At 56.3% G+C, this 21,758-nt stretch carries 20 protein-coding genes and 3 pseudogenes; 11 read left to right on the forward strand and 12 right to left on the reverse strand.

What is annotated here, in order from left to right; translation table 11 throughout:
* The first annotated feature begins 3 nt into the window (after positions 1-3).
* Positions 4-1,671, forward strand: a complete 1,668-nt coding sequence (gene ettA, locus AM329_RS13925) for an energy-dependent translational throttle protein EttA (protein WP_003856515.1) — start codon at positions 4-6, stop codon at positions 1,669-1,671.
* Between the two features lie 91 nt (positions 1,672-1,762).
* Here the strand turns inward: ettA and AM329_RS13930 are convergent, their stop codons facing one another.
* Positions 1,763-2,662: a LysR family transcriptional regulator gene (locus AM329_RS13930; protein ID WP_022650376.1), complete on the reverse strand. Its 900-nt coding sequence runs from the start codon at positions 2,660-2,662 to the stop codon at positions 1,763-1,765.
* Between the two features lie 108 nt (positions 2,663-2,770).
* Between AM329_RS13930 and AM329_RS13935 the strand changes: the two genes are divergently transcribed.
* The gene (locus tag AM329_RS13935; protein ID WP_032608467.1) at positions 2,771-3,772 is read left to right on the forward strand and encodes a zinc-binding alcohol dehydrogenase family protein; all 1,002 of its coding nucleotides are present in this window, start codon (positions 2,771-2,773) and stop codon (positions 3,770-3,772) included.
* Positions 3,773-3,869: 97 nt separating this feature from the next.
* Here AM329_RS13935 and nadR read toward each other — a convergent pair whose 3' ends face one another.
* Genes nadR through serB form a run of 3 tightly spaced genes read right to left on the reverse strand, consistent with a single transcriptional unit; the run spans position 3,870 to position 7,503 of the window.
* Entirely contained in the window at positions 3,870-5,102 is a 1,233-nt protein-coding gene (nadR, locus tag AM329_RS13940) for a multifunctional transcriptional regulator/nicotinamide-nucleotide adenylyltransferase/ribosylnicotinamide kinase NadR (RefSeq protein WP_003856522.1), read from the reverse strand.
* Positions 5,103-5,137: 35 nt separating this feature from the next.
* Entirely contained in the window at positions 5,138-6,523 is a 1,386-nt protein-coding gene (radA, locus tag AM329_RS13945; RefSeq protein WP_003856523.1) for a DNA repair protein RadA, read from the reverse strand.
* An 11-nt stretch (positions 6,524-6,534) separates the two neighbouring features.
* Positions 6,535-7,503 carry a phosphoserine phosphatase gene (gene serB, locus AM329_RS13950; RefSeq protein ID WP_003856524.1) on the reverse strand — a complete coding sequence of 323 codons (969 nt, stop codon included), beginning with the start codon at positions 7,501-7,503 and terminating at the stop codon, positions 6,535-6,537.
* A gap of 117 nt (positions 7,504-7,620) precedes the next feature.
* Here serB and AM329_RS13955 point away from each other — a divergent pair, with 117 nt between their 5' ends.
* The 7 genes and pseudogenes from AM329_RS13955 to AM329_RS26130 all read left to right on the forward strand — a co-directional run.
* Entirely contained in the window at positions 7,621-8,265 is a 645-nt protein-coding gene (locus AM329_RS13955) for a YtjB family periplasmic protein (RefSeq protein ID WP_003856526.1), read from the forward strand.
* A gap of 39 nt (positions 8,266-8,304) precedes the next feature.
* Positions 8,305-9,321: a lipoate--protein ligase LplA gene (gene lplA / locus AM329_RS13960; RefSeq protein ID WP_023324128.1), complete on the forward strand. Its 1,017-nt coding sequence runs from the start codon at positions 8,305-8,307 to the stop codon at positions 9,319-9,321.
* A gap of 238 nt (positions 9,322-9,559) precedes the next feature.
* Positions 9,560-10,246, forward strand: coding sequence for a DUF1120 domain-containing protein (locus tag AM329_RS13965; protein WP_022650372.1), 687 nt, complete (start codon positions 9,560-9,562; stop codon positions 10,244-10,246).
* 57 nt (positions 10,247-10,303) lie between these two features.
* A complete protein-coding gene (locus AM329_RS13970) occupies positions 10,304-10,993 on the forward strand; it encodes a DUF1120 domain-containing protein (RefSeq protein ID WP_003856531.1) in 690 nt (229 codons plus the stop codon).
* Between the two features lie 77 nt (positions 10,994-11,070).
* Entirely contained in the window at positions 11,071-11,304 is a 234-nt protein-coding gene (locus AM329_RS13975) for a hypothetical protein (RefSeq protein ID WP_022650371.1), read from the forward strand.
* Positions 11,305-11,363: 59 nt separating this feature from the next.
* A pseudogene (locus AM329_RS25900) lies at positions 11,364-11,702 on the forward strand (FimD/PapC C-terminal domain-containing protein); the annotation flags it as partial.
* Positions 11,703-11,788: 86 nt separating this feature from the next.
* Positions 11,789-11,887 (forward strand): annotated as a pseudogene (locus tag AM329_RS26130) (hypothetical protein); the annotation flags it as partial.
* A 41-nt stretch (positions 11,888-11,928) separates the two neighbouring features.
* On the opposite strand, the gene deoD reads toward AM329_RS26130, so the two are convergent.
* From deoD to deoC, 4 genes are all read right to left on the reverse strand, one after another.
* A complete protein-coding gene (gene deoD / locus AM329_RS13990) occupies positions 11,929-12,648 on the reverse strand; it encodes a purine-nucleoside phosphorylase (RefSeq protein ID WP_022650368.1) in 720 nt (239 codons plus the stop codon).
* A gap of 125 nt (positions 12,649-12,773) precedes the next feature.
* On the reverse strand, positions 12,774-13,997 hold the full coding sequence (deoB, locus tag AM329_RS13995; RefSeq protein WP_003856540.1) for a phosphopentomutase: 1,224 nt from the start codon (positions 13,995-13,997) through the stop codon (positions 12,774-12,776).
* Between the two features lie 53 nt (positions 13,998-14,050).
* A complete protein-coding gene (gene deoA, locus AM329_RS14000) occupies positions 14,051-15,373 on the reverse strand; it encodes a thymidine phosphorylase (protein WP_032608465.1) in 1,323 nt (440 codons plus the stop codon).
* Positions 15,374-15,472: 99 nt separating this feature from the next.
* Positions 15,473-16,252 carry a deoxyribose-phosphate aldolase gene (gene deoC, locus AM329_RS14005; RefSeq protein ID WP_003856543.1) on the reverse strand — a complete coding sequence of 260 codons (780 nt, stop codon included), beginning with the start codon at positions 16,250-16,252 and terminating at the stop codon, positions 15,473-15,475.
* A 262-nt stretch (positions 16,253-16,514) separates the two neighbouring features.
* Here deoC and AM329_RS14010 point away from each other — a divergent pair, with 262 nt between their 5' ends.
* Positions 16,515-18,050, forward strand: coding sequence for a YjjI family glycine radical enzyme (locus AM329_RS14010; protein WP_032608464.1), 1,536 nt, complete (start codon positions 16,515-16,517; stop codon positions 18,048-18,050).
* Positions 18,025-18,884, forward strand: a pseudogene (locus AM329_RS14015) (YjjW family glycine radical enzyme activase). Before AM329_RS14010 ends, AM329_RS14015 begins: the two are co-directional and overlap by 26 nt.
* Here the strand turns inward: AM329_RS14015 and AM329_RS14020 are convergent.
* The 4 genes from AM329_RS14020 to osmY form a co-directional block, all read right to left on the reverse strand.
* A complete protein-coding gene (locus AM329_RS14020; RefSeq protein ID WP_032608462.1) occupies positions 18,879-19,661 on the reverse strand; it encodes a TatD family hydrolase in 783 nt (260 codons plus the stop codon). The pseudogene AM329_RS14015 and the gene AM329_RS14020 sit on opposite strands and share 6 nt — an antisense overlap.
* Entirely contained in the window at positions 19,658-20,710 is a 1,053-nt protein-coding gene (locus AM329_RS14025) for a patatin family protein (protein WP_003856550.1), read from the reverse strand. The genes AM329_RS14020 and AM329_RS14025 overlap by 4 nt, the downstream gene beginning before the upstream one ends.
* Before the next feature lie 122 nt (positions 20,711-20,832).
* Positions 20,833-20,994 (reverse strand): DUF1328 domain-containing protein, encoded by a 162-nt coding sequence (locus tag AM329_RS14030; RefSeq protein ID WP_003856556.1) that lies wholly within the window; start codon positions 20,992-20,994, stop codon positions 20,833-20,835.
* 125 nt (positions 20,995-21,119) lie between these two features.
* The gene (gene osmY, locus AM329_RS14035) at positions 21,120-21,737 is read right to left on the reverse strand and encodes a molecular chaperone OsmY (RefSeq protein ID WP_003856559.1); all 618 of its coding nucleotides are present in this window, start codon (positions 21,735-21,737) and stop codon (positions 21,120-21,122) included.
* Positions 21,738-21,758: the final 21 nt, after the last annotated feature.

The raw sequence follows: 21,758 nt of genomic DNA on the forward strand, positions 1-21,758 counted from the left end.
AACGTGGCTCAATTCGTTTATACCATGCATCGTGTCGGCAAAGTTGTCCCGCCGAAACGTCATATTCTTAAAAATATCTCGCTGAGCTTCTTCCCGGGCGCAAAAATCGGTGTTCTGGGTCTCAACGGTGCCGGTAAGTCCACCCTGCTGCGCATCATGGCCGGCATCGATACAGACATCGAAGGTGAAGCCCGTCCGCAGCCTGGCATTAAGATTGGCTACCTGCCGCAGGAACCTCAGCTGAACCCGGAGCACACCGTGCGTGAATCCGTTGAAGAAGCGGTATCCGAGGTGGTTAACGCCCTGAAAGGTCTGGATGAAGTGTATGCCAAATACGCCGAGCCGGATGCGGACTTCGACAAACTGGCCGCTCAGCAGGGCAAATATGAGGAAATTATCCAGGCGCACGACGGTCACAACCTGAACGTGCAGCTGGAGCGCGCGGCTGATGCCCTGCGTCTGCCAGACTGGGATGCGAAAATCGCAAACCTGTCCGGTGGTGAACGCCGCCGTGTGGCGCTGTGCCGCCTGCTGCTGGAAAAACCAGACATGCTGCTGCTCGACGAACCGACCAACCACCTGGATGCCGAATCCGTGGCGTGGCTGGAGCGCTTCCTGCATGACTTCGAAGGCACCGTGGTAGCGATTACCCACGACCGTTACTTCCTCGACAACGTTGCGGGCTGGATCCTGGAGCTGGACCGCGGCGAAGGTATTCCGTGGGAAGGCAACTACTCCTCCTGGCTGGAGCAGAAAGACCAGCGTCTGGCGCAGGAAGCGTCTCAGGAAGCCGCCCGCCGTAAGTCTATTGAGAAAGAGCTGGAGTGGGTGCGTCAGGGCGCGAAAGGCCGTCAGTCTAAGGGCAAAGCCCGTCTGGCACGCTTCGAAGAGCTGAACAACACCGAATACCAGAAACGTAACGAAACCAACGAACTGTTTATTCCACCTGGAGCTCGTCTGGGGGATAAAGTGGTTGAAGTGACTAACCTGCGTAAGTCCTACGGCGACCGCGTGCTGATCGACGATCTGACCTTCTCCGTTCCGAAAGGCGCTATCGTCGGCATCATCGGTCCGAACGGCGCGGGTAAATCCACCCTGTTCCGCATGATGTCTGGTCAGGAACAGCCTGACAGCGGCTCTATCACCCTGGGTGAGACCGTGAAGCTGGCCTCCGTTGACCAGTTCCGCGACGCGATGGACAACAGCAAAACCGTGTGGGAAGAAGTCTCCGGCGGTCTGGATATCATGCGTATCGGCAACACCGAGATGCCAAGCCGCGCCTATGTTGGCCGCTTTAACTTCAAGGGCACCGACCAGGGCAAACGCGTGGGCGAGCTGTCCGGCGGTGAGCGCGGTCGTCTGCACCTGGCAAAACTGCTCCAGGTTGGCGGCAACGTTCTGCTGCTCGATGAACCCACCAACGACCTGGACATCGAAACCCTGCGCGCACTGGAAAACGCCCTGCTGGAGTTCCCGGGCTGCGCGATGGTTATCTCGCACGACCGCTGGTTCCTGGACCGTATCGCGACCCACATCCTGGACTACCAGGACGAAGGTAAGGTGGAGTTCTTCGAAGGTAACTTCACCGAATACGAAGAGTACAAGAAACGCACGCTGGGCGCAGACGCGCTGGAGCCGAAGCGTATTAAGTACAAGCGTATTGCGAAATAAAAGCAAAACGGCAACTTCGGTTGCCGTTTTTTATGTTTGTTCCCTCTCCCCATGGGAGAGGGCCAGGGTGAGGGCATCAGGCCGCACAAAATCACCCGCCCACGTAATACCGCTTCACCTCATCAAACTGCATCGCAAAGTCGATATAGCTCATCAGCGCAGGCGAATTGAGCTTACGACTCGGGTAGGCCAGCCAGAGATCGTTTCCCTCAACGCTCCACGCCGACAACACCTTCACCAGCGCGCCCTTTTCGATCTTATCTTCCAGCAGGAATGCGGGTAACAGCGTGATCCCCGCCCCGGCAATGGCGCATTCCCTGGCGTACACCAGATTATCCGTCATATGAGCGTTATCCGGCAGGTAGCGGTAATCCTCATTCTCGCTTCGCAGAAGCCACTCCGACCATGCCCGGTGCGTAATGCAGCGATGCTCCACCAGCTGTCGGGGATGAATTAACGGCTCCCGGCGTGCCAGGTAGTCGGGCGAGGCCAGCATGTAGCGCGGACAGTGCCCAATCATGCGGCCAATCAGGGAAGAATCCTGCGGTTTGCCGGTGCGCAGCGCCACGTCAAAGCCAGACTCGACCAGATCCACCACGTCGTCTGAGATCGACACATCCAGTGACACGTCCGGATAGCGAAGCTGGAACTCGGCATTCATATGCGCCAGCAGCGTCGCGCCAATTCCTGCCGGACAGGTGATCCGCAGCCGCCCGCTGGGGTTTTCTCGCAGCCGCTGAATGGCATACTCCGCGCGCTCGCTGGCCGCCAGCATCTCGCGACAGTGCACCAGATAGTGCTCGCCCGCAAACGTCAGGCTTATTCTGCGCGTCGTGCGATTCAACAGACGGATCCCCACCTGCTGCTCCAGCTGGCTAATGCGCTGGCTGACGCTGGATTTTGGCAGTTCCGCCTTCTGCGCCGCCGCGGTAAAGCTGCCCATCTCGGCCACCAGCGCAAACAGTGCCATATCCTGAAGCTGTTTAAACATGATTGTTCACTCTGTACGAACGCTGAGTTCTGGATTGTCCATCTTATCATGCGGCTGACCACTTAATAGACTAGCCTCAACAAAACGAATGCCATTGAGGAGCACACCATGTCAGTGAAAGCCATTGCCGTTAACCCAGAAAATCCCTCCACCTTCGTTGAAATCACCCCGCCGATGCCGCAGCCCGGCGAACACGATCTGCTGGTGGAGGTGAAAGCCGTCTCCGTAAACCCGGTGGACACCAAGGTACATGCAGGCATTGCTAAAAGCGGGCTGAAGGAGCCGCACATTCTCGGGTGGGATGCCAGCGGGATCGTAAAAGCCGTTGGGGCTGGCGTCACCGGATTCAAACCGGGTGACGAAGTGTGGTACGCGGGGGATATCACCCGACCGGGCAGCAATACCACACATCAGCTGATCGATGCGCGCATTGTCGGGCACAAGCCTGCAAGCCTTGACTGGGCCGCCGCGGCTGCACTGCCGCTGACGGCGCTCACCGCGTGGGAAGGCCTGTTTGAACGGCTGAAGATTCAGGATGCCGACGCAGATAAAACGCTGCTGATTATTGGCGGCGCGGGCGGGGTGGGATCGCTGGCGATCCCGTTTGCGAAGCACAACAGCAAGGTAAAGGTGATCGCAACGGCGTCCCGTGAAGATTCCGCCCGGTGGTGCCGCGATCGCGGTGCAGATGTGGTGGTGAACTACCGCGATCTGAAAGGCGAACTGGCGAAGCACGGGCTGACCTTTGTGGATTACATTTTCATCCTCAACGACACCGACGGGCACTGGGATGCGGTCAGCGACCTGATTGCACCGCAGGGGCATATCTGTTCCATCGTTGAGAATGAACATCCGCTGAACCAGGACAAGCTGAAGTCCAAATCCGCCGCGCTGCACTGGGAATTTATGTACACCCGCAGCATGTATCAGACGGCGGATATGGCGCGTCAGGGAGAGATCCTGGACGAAGTCGCGAAGCTGGTGGATAACGGCGTAGTGGAAAGTTCGCTCAGCGAAACGCTGCACGGGCTAAGCGTGGAAAGCATTACCGAAGCGCACCGCAAGGTGCTGGAGGGGCATATGCGTGGGAAGGTGGTGGTTGAGTATTGATTGGACTGATTCCCTTACCCTGGCCCTCTCCTAAAGGGAGAGGGTGATTAAAGTCCCCTCTCCCTTTGGGAGAGGGTTAGGGTGAGGGGTAAATCTTTTACCCCTGCTCCCCCATCATCTCCTTCACCAGCTCGACGCAGCGCAGGAAACGGGTGTCGTAGTCCGACTCTTCCACATGGACAAACTCAACGTTGTTCTCGTTAAGCATCTCTACCAGCATGGTCTGGAACTCACGCCTGTCCACGGAGCTGCCCAGGCTGCGCATGCCGTCGGCCACCCATGGGGTGTTGTTTTCCAGCAGGATCACCAGGTCAAAGCGGTATTCGTCAATCAGCGCCTGCACAAACGGGTGCTCGCGCCCCTCGTACTTTTTGCAGAACGCCTGCGTGGTGACGAAATCGGTATCAATAAAGGCGACTTTATTGGCGTATTTCACCGCGAAATCAATGTACTGGGCATGACCGAGCGCGATTTTATCGTAGTCGGAATACTGCAACGCCATCTCGTCGCCGCCAAGGTGTGAAAAGACATAATCGCGGCCATACTCCCACGCGCTGGTGGTGTTGAAGATGTTCGCCAGCTTATTGACCAGCGTCGATTTCCCGCTCGACTCGCCGCCGAGGATCGCCACCGTACGCACGAAGAACGGCTTCACCTCGGTCGGGATGTAGTCCCAGTAACGGAACGGGTTCTCGCGAATCTGCGCCCCGCTGATGTTCATGAAGGTGCGTTTAGGATCGATCAGCACCGTCTCGATACCCAGATGCTCGCGGAACTGCGGCGCGTCGGACTCTTCAGAGGTGTAGATCCAGTTAGGCGCAATGCCCTTCTCTTCCATAAACGCTTTGATGCCGTTGCTCCACACGTCCCAGCCGTGCGGATACGGCTCCATGCCCTCTTCGTTAAAGGCATGAATACGAATATTTTTCTGATATTTAAAGGTCTGAAGCAGCCAGCGCAGGCGGTCCGGCACGGTGGGCTGCTGCGACATGGCGCTGTCTTCAAACAGCTGGCGATCGCGGGTTTCATCATAACCCATGATGATATGCAGCTCGTCGACCTGGCTACAGGCGCGCTGGATCAGATAGATATGCCCGGTATGCAGCGGGTAGAACTTACCGAACACCACGCCAATGTTCTTTTGCATCCGCGGAAATTCAAGCCCCAGAAAACGGTGCAGCGCTTCCAGCTTCTGCGCGCTGGGGCTTTTGATTTTGGCGTTCAGCAGTTGGCTCAGGTAGCCCTTGGTCATGCCGCTGGCGTCCGCCACCTGCTGCAACGTGCAGCCCTTCTGGCGGATAGCGGTCTTGATGTAGTCAAATGATGACATAAATTACGGTGCCTCCTGCAAAATCGAATACGTAATTATAAGTCGTCAAAGACATTTAACGCATCTGCGAGTTTTTTAACGCCGAAAACCTGCATCCCTTCCGGAATTTTTTTCGGCACGTTGGCGGCCGGAACAATCGCGCGGCGGAAGCCATGTTTTGCCGCTTCGGAGATACGCTCCTGACCGCTCGGCACCGGGCGGATCTCGCCGGCCAGCCCTACCTCACCAAATACCACCAGATCCTGCGGCAACGGTCTGTCGCGCAGGCTGGAGACCATTGCCAGCAGCAGCGCCAGGTCCGCGCTGGTTTCCGTAACCTTCACCCCACCAACCACGTTGACGAACACATCCTGATCCGCCATTTGCAGACCGCCGTGACGGTGCAGCACCGCCAGCAGGATCGCCAGGCGGTTCTGTTCCAGACCGACCGCCACGCGCCGCGGATTGCCCATCATCGAGTGATCCACCAGCGCCTGAATTTCAACCAGCAGCGGACGCGTTCCTTCCCACAGCACCATCACCGAACTCCCGGACGTGATCTCGTCGCCACGGCTCAGGAAGATGGCCGACGGGTTGCTGACTTCGCGAAGCCCCTGCTCGGTCATGGCAAACACGCCCAGCTCATTCACCGCGCCAAAGCGGTTTTTATGGCTGCGCAGGGTACGAAAACGGGAATCCGCATCGCCATCGAGCATCACCGAGCAGTCGATACAGTGTTCAAGCACTTTCGGTCCCGCCAGCGAGCCGTCTTTGGTCACATGACCAACCATCACAATCGCCACGCCGCGCGTTTTGGCAAAGCGCGTCAGGTAGGCCGCGGTTTCACGCACCTGCGCCACGCTTCCCGGTGACGACTGAATGTCAGCCATATGCATCACCTGAATGGAGTCGATCACCATCAGCTTCGGCTGCTCTTCTTCGGCGATCATGCAGATCTGCTCGATGCTGGTTTCCGACAGCATATTCAGATTGCCGGTCGGCAGGCCGAGGCGGTGCGCGCGCATCGCCACCTGCTGGAGTGATTCTTCCCCCGTGACGTACAGGGTTTTCATCTGTTCGGCGAGCTTGCAGAGCGTTTGCAGCAGCAGGGTCGATTTACCCGCGCCCGGGTTACCGCCGATCAGAATGGCGCTGCCCGGCACTACGCCACCGCCGAGCACGCGGTCAAATTCTTTGAATCCGGTTGAGAAGCGCGGCAGCGCCTCAAGGCTGATATCCGAAAGTTTTTGTACCTTCGACACGCCTGCATTGCCCGCATAGCCGCTCAGCCGTTCATTGCGGGCCACGCTCGGCGAAGCCGCCACACCACGCACTTCGGTGATGGTGTTCCAGGCATGACAGGCGCTGCATTGCCCCTGCCAGCGCGGATAATCCGCACCACATTCATTACAGACAAATGCGCGTTTTGGAGCTTTCGCCACGGTTTACCTCGTTATTTTTGATTAATGCTGCCGGAGAGAATACAGAACACCCCCATCAGATCAGCATGACGGATAGTGACTTCCGTCTTTTCATTCACTTTCGGTTTGGCATGGTAGGCAATACCCAGCCCGGCAACTTTGATCATCGGCAGATCGTTCGCGCCATCGCCGATGGCGACGGTTTGCTCGACCGGGATGGCATATTTCTCTGCCAGACGCGTCAGCGTATTGGCTTTGTACTGCGCATCCACGATGTCGCCGATGACCTGTCCGGTGAGTTTGCCGTCCATGATCTCCAGCTCGTTTGCCACCACGGTGGTCAGACGCAGCTTGTCACGCAGGTAGTCGGCAAAGAAGGTGAACCCGCCGGAGGCAATCGCCACTTTCCAGCCGAGCGTCTCCAGCTTGAGTACCAGCTGCGTAAGCCCAGGCATCAGGGGCAGTTCATCGCGCACCTGACGCAAAATGTTAGCATCGGCCCCCTTCAGGGTCGCCACGCGCTGTCTCAGGCTGGCGGTGAAATCCAGCTCGCCGCGCATCGCGCGCTCGGTGACTTCCGCCACCAGCTCTCCGCTGCCCGCCAGTTTAGCAATCTCGTCAATACACTCGATCTGAATGGCGGTGGAGTCCATGTCCATTACCAGCAGGCCGGGCGTTTTCAGGTGCGGAATTTTGCCGAGGGGAGCAACGTCCAGCCCGGCGTCGTGCGCCAGACGCGTGGCGCGCTGCGTCAGGGAACCCGCCAGGCGAATGACCTGATAATCTTCCACACACCAGGCCGCAACGATGACCATCGCTGCGCCCAGTTTGGTTTGATACTGGGTGAGGCGTTGCTTATCCAGGCCGCGTCCGTACAGCAGCCAGCCGCTACGGCCAGCGTGGTAATCGAGAGGCATCACCTCATCGCCACTTAAAGAGAGCGGCAATCCTGGCCATAAAGAGACATCCGTTGGCAGGTCGCACCAGGTAATGTTCGGCATTGAAGCTCCTGTAATTTCGTTCGCGCCGGAAGGTTCCAGAGGGAAAATAACGCATGAGGCTACCCTGTAACCATCACTTCTGGCAACATTAAGCCGTAAATTTTAAGCAGGTGGAATATGGCTCGCGCAAAACTGAAATTCCGGCTTCATCGCGCCGTGATTGTCCTGATCTGTCTCGCACTATTAGTGGCGCTGATGCAGGGGGCATCCTGGTTTAGCCAGAATCACCAACGACAGCGTAACCCGCAGTTTGAGGAGCTGGCCCGGACGCTGGCGCGCCAGGTGACGCTCAACGTTGCGCCGTCTATGCGCACCGAAACGCCGGATGATAAGCGAATAGCCCTGGTATTGCGCCAGCTTACGGAAAACAGCCGCATTCTGGATGCGGGCGTGTACGATGAACAGGGCGACCTGATTGCCCGCGCGGGTGAGCATGTCGACGTGCGCGACAGGCTGGCGCTGGATGGCAAAAAAGCCGGTGGTTATTTCAACCAACAAATCGTCGAACCCATTCAGGGCAAAAATGGTCCGCTCGGCTATTTACGTCTGACACTCGACACCCACACCCTGCCAACCGAAGCCAAACAGGTAGATAACACCACCAATATTTTGCGCCTGATGCTGCTGCTCTCGCTGGCGATTGGCGTGGTACTGGCACGTACGTTGCTCCAGGGCAAGCGCACCCGCTGGCAGCAGTCGCCGTTCCTGTTAACCGCCAGCAAGTCGGTTCCCGAAGAGGAAGAGAGCGAGAAGAAAGAATAGTGATAAAGTAGGCGGATGATTCGGAAAAGGAACTCTGCCATGTCGACGTTACGCCTGCTAATCTCTGACTCTTACGATCCCTGGTTTAACCTGGCGGTAGAAGAGTGCATCTTCCGCCAGATGCCTGCCACCCAGCGCGTCCTGTTTCTCTGGCGCAACGCTGATACGGTCGTTATTGGCCGCGCGCAAAATCCGTGGAAAGAGTGTAACACCCGCCGTATGGAAGAGGACAACGTCCGCCTGGCGCGCCGCAGCAGCGGCGGCGGTGCGGTATTCCACGATCTGGGCAATACCTGCTTTACCTTTATGGCGGGCAAGCCGGAATACGACAAAACCATCTCGACCTCCATTGTGCTTAATGCGCTCAATTCGCTCGGCGTGACGGCTGAAGCCTCGGGACGTAACGATCTGGTGGTCAAAACGCCCGATGGCGACCGCAAGGTATCCGGCTCTGCCTATCGCGAAACGATGGATCGGGGATTCCACCACGGCACATTATTGCTGAATGCCGATCTGAGCCGTCTGGCTAACTACCTTAATCCAGATAAGAAAAAGCTACAGGCTAAGGGTATTACCTCCGTGCGCGGGCGCGTGGCGAATCTGGTGGAACTGCTGCCCGGGATTACTCATGAGCAGATTTGCGATGCGATCCGTGAAGCCTTCTTCGAACATTACGGTGAGCGGGTAGAAGCTGAAGTGATCTCCCCTGACAAAACACCGGACCTGCCCAACTTCGCGGAAACCTTTGCGCGCCAGAGCAGCTGGGAGTGGAACTTCGGCCAGGCACCGGCCTTTTCACACCTGCTGGACGAACGGTTTACCTGGGGCGGCGTGGAACTGCACTTTGACGTGGAGAAGGGCCATATTACCCGCACGCAGGTCTTTACGGATAGTCTCAATCCTGCACCGCTGGAGGCGCTGGCCGCACGTTTACAGGGCTGTCTGTATCATGCAGACAGTCTGCAACAGGCGTGCGAAGCGCTGTGGGTGGATTTCCCGGACCACGAGCGCGAGCTACGGGATCTCTCCCAATGGATCGCTGGCGCGGTGCGTTAATAAAAACACATAAGGGAAGTGAATACGCTTCCCTTATTCCTGAAAATTAACACACGTATATAAATAAACAGGAAACATACACAAAATATATATTTATAGCTTATATATTAAGGGGAATTACATTCAAAAATTAACACTCCTTAATGTAAAGTTAGCTTTTCCTCTAGAATAATAGACAGCAAGAAATAGTTTTTCTATTTCTTCTCCACAAGTCTGTTTCGAACGTTAAGGATTAACGATGAAAAAAATCATTATTGCAACCGCTGTTGCAATGACCCTCTCTGCGACTGCACATGCCGACTCTACTGCGGTATTAAAATTAAAAGGCGTATTAACCAACAACGCCTGTACCCCAACGCTGAGCGATGGCGCTGTCGTTGATTTCGGCACTAAATATATCAGCTCGCTCTCCGCAACGGCAGATAACCAGCTGGGTTATAAAGATATTTCTCTGACTATCAACTGCTCTGCCGCAACGAAAGTAGCGTGGTCCATTACCGATGATCACGCAGATTCAATGAAGAAAATGACCATCGATAACGCCACTTTCGCGGGCGATCAGGCATGGAGTTCAACTAACCAGTACGGCGTAGGTAAAACGGCTGGCGGCGTCAATATCGGCGCTTACTCCGTGGGTATGAATTCGAATGTAACCGTAGATGGAAACGTCAAAGCATTAGGTTATTCTGCGATAGCAGATGATCCAATGTGGTTACTTGCGAATACGGGTTCGCAGCTCGTCACTCATAGTGACGGTTCTATCCAGTATAGCGCACTAAATAGCAGTGATCGGACGTTGGTTCCCTTTATGAATGCCGTATTCCCGCTGCGCGTTGCGCTGGCGGTGCAGAAAACTGACACCCTGGCAATTACCGACGATACCCCGATCGACGGCCAGGCCACCATCACTTTGCATTATCTGTAACTGGCTCATTTCGCTTGTGAACTGAGCGTGATGGCCTGCATTTGTTAAGGAACAACAATGAAAAAGATTTTAGTTGCCACTGCCGTTGCGCTGGCCCTCTCCGCGACTGCCGCTAACGCCGCCTCTACCGCCGTACTGAAAGTGACCGGTTTACTCTCCGTTGCCGCCTGCACCCCGCAGTTAAGCGGCGGCGGCGAGGTGGATTATGGTCTTATCCACCTGGCGGATCTCTCCGCGACCAGCGTTAACCAGTTGGGTCAGAAAGATATCTCCCTGACCATCACCTGCCCGGTAGCCACTAAAGCTGGCTGGACCATCAGCGATGACCGCGCAGACACCCATCCGGGTGCTTCTGTGATCACCATTAACACCGCAGACGCGGCGGGCGGCAACGTTTCCGACACCACCCAGTCCTACGGCGTGGGCAAAACCGCGGGCGGCGTGAAAATTGGCGCTTACTCCATCTTTGCTGATGTGGCGAACGTCACCGCCGACGGCGTGAAATCAGACGTTATCTCCGGTACCGTGGACAGCCCGTCCTGGCAGAAAACCGCTACCGGTATCATCAAAAACGCCAACATGGAAATGATGACCGTGGCCGCTTCCGGCACCACTGCGCCGCTGCCTTTCACGACCGCAGTATTTCCGCTGAAAACCTCCCTGGCGATTCAGAATACCGCGGCCCTCGCGATTACCGATGATACCAACCTGGATGGTCAGGCCACGATTACCGTTAAATATCTCTGATTATCAACCCGATAAAGTGTGAACTATGCCTCCTCTTAACAGAGGAGGTATTTTGTCAGGTTAAAGGATTAATCTTGATGTCAGTTGAATCCACGATCGCTCAGTGCGCCATTGCCGCACCGTTATTATTCTCTGCTCTCTTTGCTCAGGCGTATGCCGCCGGAATGGTGCCAGAAACCACGCTGCTGGTTATTGAAGAGTCGACTCACAGCGGCACCATGAACGTAAAAAATACCGACACCTTCCCGGCCCTGATCTATACCATCATTGTCGATCTTCCTGACGATACAGGCGTGACGTTAAACGCGTGACCCTTGAGGCTATCCCGCCGAAAAACACCGATAAACATATGTGGATCGGCTTTAACCTGAGTCAGGATCTGCCCAACGGCATCAAGAACATTTCTGTCGCCCATACAGCCTTCAGGGAGCTGGATTTCAAAGTACTGAATACCCGTCGCGTAATGCTCGAAGTGAAACGTGCAGACGGCTCGTGACTGTCAAAAGGGACCAGTATCGTGGATGAGAAAAACAACTACCTGGTCAGCGCGGTGGACAGCGGGCGTGTTTTTGTCACTGATATGTCCAATAGCCCGGCACTTTATGCCGTTGACGATAATATGCAGCGCATCTGCCGCATCGATTAATCCCTGAGTGAGACTCAGGACAAAGAATCGTTTTATGAAACTGCTAAAGGAGTCTGTAAATGAAACACCTGGGTAAACATTTACTGATGACTTTTTCGCTAATGGCTACGCTTTTTACGCCTGCCTCGTGGTCCGCCGATGAGTGCCAGCTCACCCTCACCCCGGTGCTGAATGACCGCCAGTTTAATCACGTAGGTGATACGGTGACGCTGGAAAGCAATTTGATGTGGGAAGTGTTGACGAAGTAAGCACCATAGGGGGCAAACCTGCCCCCCTGAAGAAAACGAAATTACTCTTGATCGCCCAGCAGAACGGATTCCAGCGCGATTTTGATCATGTCGTTGAAGGTGGTCTGACGCTCGGCAGCGGTGGTCTGCTCGTGAGTACGGATATGGTCAGACACGGTGCAAATGGTCAGCGCTTTCGCACCGAATTCAGCCGCCACGCCGTAGATACCGGCCGCTTCCATTTCCACACCCAGAATGCCGTATTTTTCCATCACGTCGAACATGTCGCCTTCTGGCGAGTAGAACAGATCGGCAGAGAACAGGTTGCCCACGCGCGCGTCAACGCCCAGCGCTTTTGCCGCGTCAACCGCGTTACGCACCATGTCAAAGTCAGCAATGGCCGCAAAGTCATGATCTTTAAAGCGAATGCGGTTGACTTTAGAGTCGGTGCACGCGCCCATGCCGATCACCACGTCACGCAGCTTAACGTCCATGCGAACCGCGCCGCAGGAGCCGACACGGATGATTTTCTTCACGCCGAAATCGGTGATCAGCTCTTTGGTGTAGATGGAGCAGGATGGGATACCCATGCCGTGACCCATCACGGAGATTTTGCGGCCTTTATAGGTACCGGTGAAGCCCAGCATGCCGCGCACGTTGTTCACTTCACGCACGTCTTCGAGGAAGGTTTCTGCAATGTGCTTCGCGCGCAGCGGGTCGCCCGGCATCAATACGACGTCAGCGAAATCACCCATTTCTGCATTAATGTGAGGAGTTGCCATCTTCAGTTCCTTTTACATTGTTGTTTTTTCCGGGTGGCGGCTGCGCCTTACCCGGCCTACATTCTGTTTTCCCTCTCCCTGTGGGAGAGGGTCGGGGTGAGGGCATCAGGCCTCACCCAATCCGTTTAGAACATAGCCTTGCCATATTCCATGTCAGACGTACCAAAGTATTTCGCAATCGTCTGGCCGATGTCCGCGAAGGTTTCACGGTGACCCAGCGAGCCCGGTTTGACTTTCGGGCCGTACACCAGCACCGGAATGTGCTCACGGGTGTGGTCGGTACCGGTCCAGGTCGGGTCACAGCCATGGTCAGCGGTCAGGATCAGAATGTCATCTTCTCCCACCAGCTCCATCAGCTCTGGCAGACGGCGGTCAAACAGCTCCAGACCCGCAGCATAACCGGCGACGTCGCGACGGTGGCCCCAGGAGGAGTCGAAGTCCACGAAGTTGGTGAAGACAATGGTCTTATCGCCCGCTTCTTTCATCTCTTTGATGGTGGCGTCGAACAGCGCATCCAGACCGGTCGCTTTGACCTTTTTGGTAATGCCGCAGTTGGCGTAAATGTCCGCGATTTTACCCACGGAAACCACGTGACCGTCTTTCTCGTCGACGAGTTTTTGCAGCACGGTCGGCGCCGGTGGCTCCACAGCCAGATCGTGACGGTTGCCGGTACGCTGGAAGTTACCCGCTTTGTCGCCGATAAACGGACGCGCGATAACGCGGCCAATGTTGTAGCCGCCTTCGGTCAGCTCTTCACGGGCGATTTCGCACAACTCGTACAGTTTATCCAGGCCAAACGTCTCTTCATGGCAGGCGATCTGGAACACGGAGTCAGCAGAGGTATAGAAAATCGGCTTGCCGGTTTTCATGTGCTCTTCGCCGAGCTGGTCCAGAATCACGGTACCGGAAGAGTGGCAGTTACCGAGGTAGCCCGGCAGGTTGGCGCGCTTCACCAGCTTATCAAGCAGCTCTTGCGGAAAGCTGTTCTCGTGATCGGAGAAGTAACCCCAGTCGAACAGCACCGGCACGCCGGCGATTTCCCAGTGGCCGGACGGAGTATCTTTACCGGAAGAGAGCTCGTGCGCCCACGCGTAGGCGCCCACCACTTCCGCGTTACCGTCCATACCGGCTGCGATCTTACCGGTAGAGCCTTCATGCGCTTTTACCAGCCCCAGACGGGTCAGGTTTGGCAGGTTCAGAGGGCCTTTACGACCGTTGTCCGCTTCGCCTTTTGCACAGGCTTCCGCGATGTGACCCAGGGTATCGGAACCCACGTCACCAAATCGTTCTGCATCTTCGGTTGCGCCGATGCCGAATGAGTCCAGCACCATAATAAATGCACGTTTCATAATTGTTCTCCGTACTTAGTGCTTCATAAAAATGCGATCAGATCAGTATACCGCTATTCAGTGATACGACGATAGACCGTCGGTGTGGTTTCCGGTGCTTTATCGTCAAGAGATATTGCCGCCTTCACCGCTTTCGCCGCGTCCTGCCAGCTGGCTTCATCTTTCGCGTGGATCACCGCCAGCGGAGGTTGGCCGTCAACGCTGTCGCCCAGACGGGCCATATCGGTAAAGCCGACGCTGTAATCAATGGTGTCCGATGCCTGACGACGACCGCCGCCCATAGACACGACAGCCATGCCGAGCGCGCGGGTATCCATAGCCGAGACAAAGCCTTCGCTATCCGCATAGACCGCTTTGCTGAGCATCGCGGTGGGCAGGTATTTCGCGTAGTTTTCCACGAAGTCGGTCGGGCCTTTCTGCGCCGCCACCATCCGACCAAAGATCTCCGCCGCTTTGCCGTTGTCCAGCACCGCCTGAAGCTTCGCGCGCGCGTCAGCGTCGTCTTTGGCCAGCTTGCCGGAGATTAACATCTCAACGCACAGCGCCATGGTGACATCGAACAGGCGCGGGTTACGGTATTCGCCTGTGAGGAACTGCACAGCCTCGCGGACTTCAACCGCGTTACCGGCGCTGGAGGCCAGCACCTGGTTCATGTCCGTCAGCAGTGCGGTGGTGCGCACGCCCGCGCCGTTGGAAACGCCAACGATCGCTTCGGCCAGCGCCTCAGAGAGTTCATAGGTTGGCATAAACGCGCCGCTGCCCACTTTCACATCCATCACCAGCGCATCCAGACCTTCCGCCAGTTTTTTGGCAAGGATAGAGGCGGTGATCAGCGGGATGGAGTCTACGGTCGCGGTAATGTCACGCGTCGCGTAGAAACGCTTGTCAGCCGGAGCAAGAGAGCTGGTCTGGCCGATAATCGCCACGCCAACGTCTTTAATAATGTCGCGGAAGCGGTTGTCATCCGGGAAGATATCGAAGCCCGGAATGGCTTCCAGTTTGTCGAGCGTACCGCCGGTGTGGCCCAGGCCGCGCCCGGAAATCATCGGGATGTAACCCCCGCAGGCTGCCACCATCGGGCCAAGCATCAGGGAGGTCACGTCGCCCACGCCGCCGGTGGAGTGTTTGTCCACAATCGGGCCGTTGAGGTTGAGGCTTTTCCAGTCCAGAACGGTTCCTGAATCTCGCATCGCCATGGTCAGCGACACGCGCTCAGGCATCGACATATCGTGGAAGAAAATGGTCATCGCCAGAGCCGCAATCTGCCCTTCAGAGATGGTGTTATCACGAATGCCATTGATAAAGAAGCGGATTTCTTCGTCGCTTAATGCATGACCATCACGTTTTTTACGAATAATTTCTTGTGCGAGAAACACGGTAACCTCCATGCGGAATCGGGTGAATGGCGGCGGGTATGTTGACCCGCCCCACGATCCTTTAGGCCGGGTTAGCGTAGCGCCACCCGGCAATTCAACTTAGTAGCTGCTTGCGCTCTTACCGTCGCCGTGACCCAGCGCTTTCAGCAGGCTGGCCAGCAGGCTGGACGCGCCGAAGCGGTAGTGGCGGGAGTCCGCCCAGTCGGCGCCGAACAGCTCGTCGGCAATCGCCAGGAACTGCTGCGCGTCTTCTGCGGTACGCACGCCGCCTGCCGGTTTGAAGCCAACGGTTTTGGACACGCCCATATCACGGATGACTTCCATCATGATGCGTGCGCTTTCCGGGGTAGCGTTGACCGGCACTTTACCGGTAGAGGTTTTAATGAAATCCGCGCCCGCTTTGATGGAGATTTCAGACGCCTTACGAATCAGCGCCTCTTCTTTCAGCTCGCCGGTTTCAATGATCACTTTAAGCAGCACGTTTGCTGCCGCACACGCGTCTTTACAGGCTTTCACCAGGTCAAAACCGACCTGCTCGTTGCCGGCGATCAGCGCGCGGTACGGGAATACCACGTCAACTTCGTCTGCGCCGTACGCAATCGCTGCGCGGGTTTCTGCCAGCGCGATCTCGATATCGTCATTGCCGTGCGGGAAGTTAGTTACGGTGGCAATGCGCACATCCGGCGTGCCCTGCTCTTTCAGAGTTTTGCGGGCAATCGGGATGAAGCGCGGATAGATACAGACGGCGGCGGTGTTACCCACTGGCGTTTTCGCCTGATGGCACAGAGCGATGACTTTTTCATTGGTGTCGTCATCGTTCAGGGTGGTCAGGTCCATCAGTTTCAACGCGCGCAGGCTGCTTGCAGTTAAATCGGTCATAACATTCTCCAACGGCAGTGCCGTATAAATTTTACCTTGCGGGTCTGTGAGTATTCTAACATTCACCCGCATCCACACTTCGACATTCATCACAGTTAATGAAAACTGTGTGCAAATTTGCATTACTGTAATGAGATCTGCTTCAAATTTTAGTGCGTTAATTGCTGACTAAATCGGCGATATCCCCTTTCTGATCAAAAGCGCCACCAGGCTGGCTTCCTACAATTCGTTCACTATCCGCAGAACAACCAAGGAAGTGAACATGCCCGACGCCCTGCAACAACGTTGCCAGCACATTGTGACCAGCCCGGTGTTAACCCCAGAACAAAAACGTCATTTTCTGGCGCTGGAAGCGGAGAACAATCTGCCCTATCCCGCTCTGCCAGAGGCGGCCCGCGCCGCGCTGGACGAGGGATTCATCTGCGACATGTTCGAAGGCCATGCGCCTTACAAACCGCGCTACGTGCTGCCGGACTACGCTAAATTTCTGGCTAACGGCTCAGAATGGCTGGAGCTGGAAGGGGCGAAAGATCTGGATGATGCCCTCTCGCTGCTCACTATCCTTTATCACCATGTTCCGTCCGTCACATCGATGCCGGTCTATCTGGGCCAGCTCGATGAAATCCTCAGCCCCTATGTTAAAATTCTAACACAGGATGAAATCGATAGCCGAATAAAACGTTTCTGGCGTTACCTGGACAGAACCCTGCCCGATGCGTTTATGCATGCCAATATCGGCCCGGCGGATACGCCTGTCACCCGAGCCATCCTTCGCGCGGATGCAGAACTAAAGCAGGTTGCGCCGAACCTGACCTTTATCTACGACCCGGATGTAACCCCCAGCGATCTGCTGCTGAGCGTGGCGAAAAACATTTGTGAATGTAGTAAACCGCATATTTCTAATGGCCCGGTGAATGATAAAATTTTCACAAAAGGTCGCTATGGCGTGGTGAGCTGTTACAACTCCCTGCCGCTGGCGGGCGGCGGCAGCACGCTGGTGCGCCTAAACCTGAAAGCGATTGCGGAACACAGCCGCTCACCGGAAGACTTTTTCACCCGTACCCTTCCCCACTACTGCCAGCAACAAATCGCGATCATCAATGCGCGCTGCGATTTTTTATATGAACAATCCGGCTTCTTTGAGAATAGCTTCCTGGTAAAAGAGGGGCTGATTGATGCCGATCGCTTTGTGCCGATGTTTGGCATGTACGGTCTGGCCGAAGCGGTGAACGTGCTGTGCGAGAAAGCAGGCATTACGGGACGTTACGGTAAGAACGAACAGGCCAATGCGCTGGGCTACCGCATCAGTGAACAGCTTGCGGAGTTTGTCGAAAACACGCCGGTGAAACACGGCTGGCAGCACCGCGCGATGCTACATGCGCAGTCGGGGATCAGCTCTGACTCGGGCACCACGCCGGGCGCACGCCTGCCCTACGGCGGCGAGCCGGATCCCATCAGCCACCTGCTGGCCGTTGCGCCGCACCACAAGCACTACGCTTCCGGGATCAGCGACATTCTCACCCTGGAGGAAACGGTTAAACGCAATCCTCAGGCTGTGGTGCAGCTGTGCCTGGGGGCGTTCAACGCCGGTATGCGCGAGTTTACCGCCAACGTTGCGGGTAACGATCTCGTGCGCGTTACCGGCTATATGGTGCGGCTCTCCGATCTGGAGAAATACCGGGAGGCCGGCTCGCGCACCAACACCACCTGGCTCGGCGAGGAGGCCGCGCGCAATACCCGTATTCTGGAACGTCAGCCGCGCGTGATAAGTCATGAACAGCAGATGCGCTTTAGTTAGTCAGGTCATACCCTTCTCCTGCGTGGACGGGCCGGGCAGCCGCCTGGCGTTGTTCCTCCAGGGCTGTAACCTGCGCTGCAAAACCTGCCACAACCCGTGGACGATAGGGCGCTGCAACGACTGCGGCGACTGTTTACCCCACTGTCCGCATGATGCGCTGACGATTCAGGCCGGGCGCGTCTGGTGGCAGGAGAATCACTGTCAGCAGTGCGACACCTGCCTGCACCTGTGTCAGAAGCAGGCGACGCCGATGGCGCAGCGCTATAGCGTCGAGGAGATCCTCTCCCGGGTTCTCACGTGCGCGCCGTTTATTGAGGGCGTGACCGTCAGCGGGGGTGAGGCCACCACGCAGCTGCCGTTTTTGGTTGCGCTTTTCACCGCAATCAAAGCCGATCCGTCCCTGCGCCATCTGACGTGCCTGGTGGACAGCAACGGCCTGTTAAGCGAAACCGGCTGGCAAAAGCTGTTTCCGGTGTTTGACGGCGCGATGGTGGATCTGAAAGCCTGGGGCAATGAACATCACCGTTTTTGACCGGGCGCGAAAACACGCTGATCAAGCAGAGCATCCGCTGGCTGGCCGATCGTCATCGCCTGACGGAGCTGCGCCTGCTGGTGATCCCCGATCGGTGTGATTATCTGCAACATCTGCCATCGCTGACCGCTTTTATCCACACGTTGGGGAACGTTCCGGTGCGGATCAACGCGTTTCATGCCCATGGGGTTTACGGGGAGGCGGCGCGATGGCGGAGCGCCACGCCGGAGGACATCGAGCCGCTGGCGCAGGCCCTGGAACGGCAGCAGATCACGGTGATCCGCCCGGCCCTTTATCTATAGCGTGATGCCGAAGACCGCTCGGGTATTTTCCAGCAGCGCGCTGGCAATCACATCTTCAGGCTCCTGACGCAACTCACACAGCACATCAAAAACGCGCGCCGCCTGCTCCGGACGGTTAGGCTGGCCCTGAAAACCATTCAGCGGCATGTCAGGGGCATCCGTTTCCAGCAGGAGCGAGGTCAGCGGGAGCTGTGCCATCACATCACGGGTTTTGCTGGCACGCGGATAGGTAATGGTGCCACCGACGCCAATTTTATAGCCCAGCTCGATAAAACGCTGCGCCTGCTGAAGGCTTCCAGCGAAACCATGGACCACGCCCCTGCGCGGCACGTCGATGCGCTTCAGGTGCATCGCCAGTTTGTCATGGGTACGTCTGGAGTGGAGGATCACCGGCAGATCGTGGCGCTTTGCCAACCGGAGCTGCGCGTCCAGAATCGTCTGCTGGCGTTCAAACTGCGGATCTTCACGATAGAGATCGAGGCCGATCTCACCGATGGCAACCAGCTTCGTATCCGCGTTTTGCAGCGTGGCATCCAGCCTGTCGAGATGGTCATCAAGATGGTGCTCAATAACGATCGGATGCAGACCCAACGCGGCATACAGCGCATCGTGCCCCCGGGCAAGCGCCAGAACTTTGTCGAATCTCGCCGCTTCAATAGCGGGCACAATAATGGCTCTCACACCGGCCTCAGCCGCACGCGCAAGACTGGATGTTTCCTCCCCGCTAAACGGCGGGAAATCAAAGTGGCAATGGGTATCGATAAAGCAGCGCGTCACGCCAGATCCTCGTTATCGAGTAAGCCATCGTTGGCCTGCGGCGCGTCCACCAGCGGCATCGCCACCGCGTCATTGGCCACAACGGCAGGCGGCAAAATGATGCTTTTATGCCGATGAAGAGGCGGTTGCTCGGCCAGCATTTTCCCGACGGTCGCCAGGAAGTAACGCCCGCACAGCCGCCCCGTTTTGTAATCCATACGCAACGCAGGCAACCGACTGCCCAGCGCCATGCTCAACAGCGGCTTCGGCGGATAAATTTCAAAGATGCGCAGCTTGCCCGGTGGTTTTTCAATAAAACGCTGCATCGCGCCGTAGGTGGTTTCATGCTGCTTCGCAATATTCACCAGCGGTTGCAGGCTGCTGTCGCCCAGCCAGCGTTCCATCCGCTTAAACCACTGTGGGGTGTAATACATCTGCGAAGGCACCGTGCGGATCACCACAATGGTTTTTGCCCCGCGCCGCGCCGCCTCCTGTACCGGCACCGCGTCGCTGATACCACCGTCAAGATAGCTTATCCCCTCCAGCAACGCGCCGGTGCGGTAGAATCCCGGGATCGCGCTGGATGCGCGGATGATATCCAGCCAGTTCTCTTTCTGCGGCGAAAAGTAACCCGGCGAATAGTCATCGCCACGGCTGGCGCACATCCAGAACTCTTTGCCGGTATCGAACAGTCGTGACGCGGTATCCATGGCCAGCGGCATCTGGCTGGAGGTGGCATCCAGTAACCAGTCGAGATCGATCAGGTTCCCGCCGCGCACGAAGCGTACCGGATTGAAGAATTCTTTCGAGGTGGTATAGCGCATAATCACTTTGCGCGCATAGCCGGGCTGGTTGCAGACATAGGCGGAGAGGTTCTGCGCCCCGGCAGAGGTACCGAAATAGAGATCGAACGGGTTGAATTGCGCGCGCATAAATTCGTCGAGCACGCCGGCGGTAAAAATACCGCGCTGCCCTCCCCCTTCACAGACCAGCGCAAGCTGGCCTGCATGAAACGGTTTTAACGTCAGCGGCGCAATATTGCCGAGCGTAACGGGAATTCGTTGCCCCACCTATGCCTTCCTGTTTTCATTATTGTGATGAGACACAGTAACGCACTTCCCCGGTGGTTCTCAAACGAGAAAAAGCCAGTCACGAGGACTGGCTTGAGTTTGTTTAGTAAATATTGCGTTTGCTACGGGCGACGTCGACCCGTAAACAGGCTGACCAGGAACAGAATAATACCGACGACGAAGACAATTTTCGCTGCCCATGCCGCGGTACCCGCCAGTCCACCAAAGCCCAATGCGGCGGCAATTAACGCGATAACCAGAAATATAATGCCCCAACGAAACATAAGCCTCTCCTTTACCATAGTTAATGTCGGCCGCTAAACGTGAGCGCTCAGGTCACTCACCGGCTTTTCCAGAATCGTTTTTATTTCGCCCGCGGTTTTAAGCCTTACGGGCGAATGGTACTGCTTTACTTCGTTTTCAGATCGTTTTTGACGCTTTTCACACCATCAATAGCTTTCGCAATTGACTCGGCACGATCGCTCTGTGCCTGATTCTCAACCGTACCGGACAGCTGGACCACACCATCGGTGGTTTCAACTTTCACCATACGGGATGGCACGATGTCGTCAGCTAACAGTTTAGCTTTGATTTCGCTGGTAGTTGCTGCATCTCCGGCATAGCCCTTCACGGACGATTCTTTGCTGTCACGTACGTGCAGTTTGTCGCTGACGGAGCTTACGCCCTCAACGCCTTTCGCCACTTTAACGGCTTCTTCAGCCTGGGTCTGGCTTTCAACGAAACCGCTCAGGGTGACAACCTTGTTGTCGGTTTTTACAGAAATATCGGTGCTCTTAATGGAGTCGTGATCCACCAGTGCGGCTTTCACTTTTGCTGTGATTGAGCTGTCATCCATGAAATTACCGACTTTATTCATAGAGCTATCGATTTTTTCCCCTGCGGTATTGGCGGAACTTTGCGCTTTATCCATAGTGCTGGATTCCGCCAGAGCAGAACCGCTTACCAGGACACTACCCAACGTTACAGCCAGCAGAGTTTTAGAAATCTTCAGTCTTGTCATATTCATCGATTTATTCCTGTGTTTTGC

The organism is Enterobacter cloacae complex sp. AR_0002 (assembly GCF_001922365.1).
GTDB classification, from domain to species: Bacteria; Pseudomonadota; Gammaproteobacteria; order Enterobacterales; family Enterobacteriaceae; genus Enterobacter; species Enterobacter hormaechei_C.

Coding starts and splice junctions, on each gene's coding strand:
- AM329_RS14030 (WP_003856556.1), bottom strand. CDS start 20,994: ATGTTTCGTTGGGGCATTATATTTCTGGTTATCGCGTTAATTGCCGCC.
- AM329_RS13955 (WP_003856526.1), top strand. CDS start 7,621: ATGGCTCGCGCAAAACTGAAATTCCGGCTTCATCGCGCCGTGATTGTC.
- deoC (WP_003856543.1), bottom strand. CDS start 16,252: ATGACCGATTTAACTGCAAGCAGCCTGCGCGCGTTGAAACTGATGGAC.
- osmY (WP_003856559.1), bottom strand. CDS start 21,737: ATGAATATGACAAGACTGAAGATTTCTAAAACTCTGCTGGCTGTAACG.
- deoB (WP_003856540.1), bottom strand. CDS start 13,997: ATGAAACGTGCATTTATTATGGTGCTGGACTCATTCGGCATCGGCGCA.
- AM329_RS13975 (WP_022650371.1), top strand. CDS start 11,071: ATGTCAGTTGAATCCACGATCGCTCAGTGCGCCATTGCCGCACCGTTA.
- nadR (WP_003856522.1), bottom strand. CDS start 5,102: ATGTCATCATTTGACTACATCAAGACCGCTATCCGCCAGAAGGGCTGC.
- lplA (WP_023324128.1), top strand. CDS start 8,305: ATGTCGACGTTACGCCTGCTAATCTCTGACTCTTACGATCCCTGGTTT.
- AM329_RS13970 (WP_003856531.1), top strand. CDS start 10,304: ATGAAAAAGATTTTAGTTGCCACTGCCGTTGCGCTGGCCCTCTCCGCG.
- AM329_RS13930 (WP_022650376.1), bottom strand. CDS start 2,662: ATGTTTAAACAGCTTCAGGATATGGCACTGTTTGCGCTGGTGGCCGAG.
- AM329_RS14010 (WP_032608464.1), top strand. CDS start 16,515: ATGCCCGACGCCCTGCAACAACGTTGCCAGCACATTGTGACCAGCCCG.
- AM329_RS13965 (WP_022650372.1), top strand. CDS start 9,560: ATGAAAAAAATCATTATTGCAACCGCTGTTGCAATGACCCTCTCTGCG.
- AM329_RS13935 (WP_032608467.1), top strand. CDS start 2,771: ATGTCAGTGAAAGCCATTGCCGTTAACCCAGAAAATCCCTCCACCTTC.
- serB (WP_003856524.1), bottom strand. CDS start 7,503: ATGCCGAACATTACCTGGTGCGACCTGCCAACGGATGTCTCTTTATGG.
- deoD (WP_022650368.1), bottom strand. CDS start 12,648: ATGGCAACTCCTCACATTAATGCAGAAATGGGTGATTTCGCTGACGTC.